At 36.7% G+C, this 531-nt stretch carries 1 protein-coding gene; it reads left to right on the forward strand.

Features of this window, described 5'->3' with window-relative positions; all coding sequences use genetic code 11:
* Window positions 1-531 (forward strand): DUF7507 domain-containing protein (locus tag ACVC5O_RS00050; RefSeq protein WP_452219423.1); only part of this gene is annotated, 531 nt, incomplete at both ends.

A 531-nucleotide genomic window follows, 5' to 3' on the forward strand; every position in this document is an offset into this window, starting at 1 on the left:
TGTGACTGCTGGTACTGTTATAGATTATACATTTACAGTAACTAATACTGGTGATGTATCTGTAAACACCATCACCATTACTGATGATTTATTAGGTGGTGATATTACTGCAACACTTACTCTTGATGGTGATACTAACAACGACAGTATCCTAGATCCTTCCGAGACTTGGATCTTTACTGGTGCATCATACACTGCAACACAAACGGATATTGATAATGGAAACATTACCAATAACGTTACTGCTGCTGGTTTAGAACCTAACGGAACTGATCCTGTTGAAGCTACAGATACCTATACCATCGATCAAGATAATACTGAGGTTACGATATGTACTACTGCTAGTATTGCTATTGTAAAATCTGCAGAATTGCCTAATGGTGAAGAGTGTGTGACTGCTGGTACTGTTATAGATTATACATTTACAGTAACTAATACTGGTGATGTATCTGTAAACACCATCACCATTACTGATGATTTATTAGGTGGTGATATTACTGCAACACTTACTCTTGATGGTGATACTAACAA

The organism is Lacinutrix salivirga, assembly GCF_053604675.1.